This window comes from Caballeronia sp., assembly GCF_049581465.1.
In the GTDB taxonomy this organism is placed as follows: Bacteria; Pseudomonadota; Gammaproteobacteria; order Burkholderiales; family Burkholderiaceae; genus Caballeronia.
In genome coordinates this window covers 1-3,782 of the sequence record NZ_JBAUSA010000947.1, presented here as the reverse complement: position 1 = coordinate 3,782, position 3,782 = coordinate 1, and the positions used below count along the sequence as shown (strand labels likewise).

The 3,782-nt window shown below is 54.9% G+C and carries 3 protein-coding genes and 3 pseudogenes; 1 reads left to right on the top strand and 5 read right to left on the bottom strand.

Going from position 1 to position 3,782, the window contains the following annotated elements; translation table 11 throughout:
* Nucleotides 1-309 precede the first annotated feature (309 nt).
* Nucleotides 310-1,095: a Zn-dependent oxidoreductase gene (locus WCA53_RS23240; protein WP_423915998.1), complete on the bottom strand. Its 786-nt coding sequence runs from the start codon at nt 1,093-1,095 to the stop codon at nt 310-312.
* A 48-nt stretch (nt 1,096-1,143) separates the two neighbouring features.
* Here WCA53_RS23240 and WCA53_RS23235 point away from each other — a divergent pair.
* A pseudogene (locus WCA53_RS23235) lies at nt 1,144-1,725 on the top strand (Tn3 family transposase); the annotation flags it as partial.
* 31 nt (nt 1,726-1,756) lie between these two features.
* On the opposite strand, the pseudogene WCA53_RS23230 reads toward WCA53_RS23235, so the two are convergent.
* From WCA53_RS23230 to WCA53_RS23215, 4 genes and pseudogenes are all read right to left on the bottom strand, one after another.
* Nucleotides 1,757-1,936: pseudogene (locus WCA53_RS23230) on the bottom strand (DUF4148 domain-containing protein); the annotation flags it as partial.
* A 457-nt stretch (nt 1,937-2,393) separates the two neighbouring features.
* Nucleotides 2,394-2,942: a carboxymuconolactone decarboxylase family protein gene (locus WCA53_RS23225; protein ID WP_423915996.1), complete on the bottom strand. Its 549-nt coding sequence runs from the start codon at nt 2,940-2,942 to the stop codon at nt 2,394-2,396.
* Between the two features lie 140 nt (nt 2,943-3,082).
* Nucleotides 3,083-3,271 carry a hypothetical protein gene (locus tag WCA53_RS23220; protein ID WP_423915994.1) on the bottom strand — a complete coding sequence of 63 codons (189 nt, stop codon included), beginning with the start codon at nt 3,269-3,271 and terminating at the stop codon, nt 3,083-3,085.
* A gap of 414 nt (nt 3,272-3,685) precedes the next feature.
* Nucleotides 3,686-3,782 (bottom strand): annotated as a pseudogene (locus WCA53_RS23215) (nuclear transport factor 2 family protein); the annotation flags it as partial.

Here is a 3,782-nt window from a genome sequence, read left to right as displayed (position 1 = left end):
TGCTCTCCACCTCTTGTACGAGACAAAGTCGCCGACGCTATAGTCCCTATTTTTACACGCTGGGGATCGTTCGCTCGACGATATTTATTTATAAGATCTCATCTCTTTTTGCAATACATTACCTTTTATCCGGACCCGCTCTGACATGCCACTTCTGCCAGTCGATGTTCTACATAGGAGACATACGCGGAGCGATTCCCACGCGGTTTCGCATCTGACGCCCGATAGTCGTGTTCATTCCGAGTCGTTACGGGTTTCACCATGCCGTGAATAGTGAATCGCATCCGATCCTGCCAGACCCCGGGCGACCTATGTCAGCAAGACGGCCTTGGCACCATCGAGCGATTCGTAGGCCATGGCTAGTTCGACCTGATCGAGACGAAACTCCTTGCCAATTCTGGTCCTGAACATTCGATCGTCAATCACGCTCTCAAGCGCTTTGAGAGCAGAAACGAGCTTGTCATGATCCTTCACCGTCCGGCTTTCGAAGTTGCTGAATCGTTTCAAGGTAAGGTTCTTCATCATGAAGAGCACAGACTGAATGGAAACCGGCGCGGCCCCTCCCAGAAGGCCGTAGAAATAGACCGACGAATTCATAGGCAGGCCCGGCGCAATTCTCGTCAGCAGGTCGCCGCCGACGCCGTCGAATACCGCCGTCGTTCCCAGTTCGGCCGACAACACGCTGAGCGTATCGGTGAAGCCCTCGCGGGTGACAATGACGTGCTCCACGCCCAAACGGCACAGCGCCTCACGTGCCTCCTCGGTGCGCACCAGGAAAATCGCGGGCAACTTTCTACTACGGGCGAGGGCAGCGAAAGCATGACCTGTGGCCGAATTCCCCGCCGTGACGATGACTCCCTTGTGGCCCGCTTCGGCAATCTCCTCGAGAAAAGCGTAGGCCGTTATCACGTTGACGAGCGAGCCACAATAGTCGCGGGCACGAACATGGTCCGGCAGGATCAGGCAGGTCGAATAAGGCACCTGCGCCCGTTCACACCAAAACCCAATACTCTCGGGACTTCTTCCGAGCGACCGGTAGACCGCCACCTGCTTGCCCGTATATTCCGCTGGAACGCCTGCTCCCACCGCGACCACCTGCCCTGCTCCCGACGCCCCCCAGACATCATGCTGACCAAGCGAGAGCCGTTCAACATGATGCTCGTCAACGTCGGTGTACGAGATTCGACCTACGTCCTGGACGGCCTGCTGTATCACGAATCTGATTTTCGCATTGAGGAGCACTACACCGACACAAACGGATTCACCGATCACGTCTTCGCGTTCATGCACCGACTCGGCTTTCGTTTCGCGGCGCGCATCCGCGATCTTGGCGACACCAAGCTATACGTTCCTGGAAAGCCCATTAACTATCCGGCACTCACAGCGATGATCGGCGGCACCATCAACGAAAAGCATATCAGCAACCACTGGGACGAGATTTTGCGTCCGGCCACGTCGATTAAACAAGGAACTGTGACGGCATCGTTGATGCTACGAAGGCTGGGCAGCTATCCGAGCCAGAACGGTTTGGCGGTTACGGTCTATCTAGAACGCACCGTGCACGCATTGCGCGCCCGAGACTTGCCGGCGGATGACGACATGTTGCCGTTCCTATCGCCGCTAGGCTGGGAGTACATCAATCTAGCGGGCGATTACCTGTGGCTGAAGAATCAAAAGCCCGAGCAAGGAAAGTTCAAGCCCATTCGCCACTCGGCAGGGGATTAGCGTGGTTAAAATCCGTTTTCTGAAGCCGCCCCTGGATGCGCTGCGGGTAGTTGTTATCTTTTGCTCCCGGGTTATAGCCGGCTTTCTCCAGTTGAACGAGTTCGGCTCTAACTTGGGCACGAGTGATTGGGCCGTTTCCTTGCGCAAAAGCGAGGGCAGGCGCGGCCGATGCCGACGAGATAACCTGGGCGGAGATAAGGAATTCGCTCACGACTATCTCGAATTATAACGTTAGTATTCCGATGTATTTAACTAAAATTAAATCTATTGACTTAACGCGCTAATATTAACCTTTCAGCTCAGACAATCCTGAAGGTGAGGCCAACCGGCGGCCGCCTTCATCACAGTGACCGAACCCAAGATTCGTACTAGCGTCAGTGCTGACGATCCACCTATATATCCAAGCAGTGAATCGAACAGGTGAGACGCTCACCGTAAATCCAACTACATCAGGGAAAATATGTATAGCCGCATTGATCGATACGAAGGACGAGAAGCTTAAGTTTCATCCACCGATCGAACCGGCTGCCGCGCGGTTCCAAACTCCACGCGGCCGGGCCGAGACGACCGATAGTTCAAACCCTCCCTCAACGAGCTCAACAAGGGAGAGGGCTCGACCTAGGCTTTCTACAACGGCTAGCGGAAAAACTCACCCAATCCGAGACAATTTAAGCCTTCCAAGCGTGCTGTTGAAAAAGTTCCTCGAGCGGCGGCTGTGTGACGCTGGAGGTGTAGTTTGTCATGGTCGACGCGGCCACGACGAGGATGACGTCGAGCACCAGGGCTTGGTCAAATCCTGCTTCGGTAAACGAAGCAACATCAAGATCATTGATTCGGCCGCGCTGTTCGATCAGTGTACGTGCCAGACGTGAAAGTGCGGCAAGCTTACCGTCCAGCGGCAGACGGCGTTCGCGGATCGCATTCACATCAGCCTCGCTCAGCCCTTCCTTAAGCGCCAGAAACGTGTGGAACGCAACCGCCCAAGTCGCGCCGTTCGTGACGGCGTTGGTCAGCAGCAGCGTCTGGACCTGCGCTTCCGTGAAGCTTCCGCCGTGAACCTGTTGAAACACGCCGACGAGGCCATTAATCAGATGCGGCGAATCGGCTATAGCACCTGCAATATTGGGGACCATGCCGAATGCCTGCGCGAGGCCGTTCAGTGCGGGCTTCGATTGCTCCGGTGCAGACTCGAGCGTATAGATGGGAAAGTTAGCCATAATATTTCCTTAAATGTTAAAAGTATCTGTCGGGGACGACAAACTACAACCAAAGAATAACGATGAGCACGAGGCCCCGCAATTACGTCACGGGTAATAAGACCTGCCGGCATAACCAAGGCGCCGCAACTACGCGACGATCAGAACTCGACGGGGCCAACCGAGCCGTACCAGGCGCGTACCTTCGACGGATCAGCTTCGTCCATATAGAAAAAGTGCGTCATCGCCGGCTTTAGCACGCCCTTGCTTGGATCGTCGAATTTCATCGTCACAAAGCCTCGGAACACTTTGAGCGGTCCGCCGTCCCAGTACTCAAGAAACTGCCTCATCTTGTCCGCTCATTCTTCCAAGCTCCATCTGTCGCCTATATTAGCGACTGCTGAGTAAGTCTGGTGCGCGTGTTCGGAAGGGTTCCCTGCACGCAGCTAAGCGACGTTCAGTCCATGATTTTGTTCGTCGGGTATTGGCGCTATCAATGCGTTGGCGCTCGCCTGGCGGACGACAGTTGCTAGTCGCGCGAGCGACGTTAGCTTGACCGTATCAAGGTGACCAATAAGGGCATCAATGAAAGCGCGGACCTTTCCTGACATGCTGCGGCGTGTCGGATACAGCGCGTGAAGCTCGATGGGTTCGCGTTTCAATGAGGTAAGTACCCGCACTAACGTGCCTGCCTGCGACATCCACATACTCAGTTCGACCCAACTGATTAACTATTGTTGTTAGATTCATCGCTAGCTTCAGCCTTAAAGTTCGGAGGCCCGGGCCAGTGCAAGCGTGTCGATGTACTCCCGAATGTTCGTCACTTTGCCATTTCGAACGGTAATGGCGAAGACCCAATCG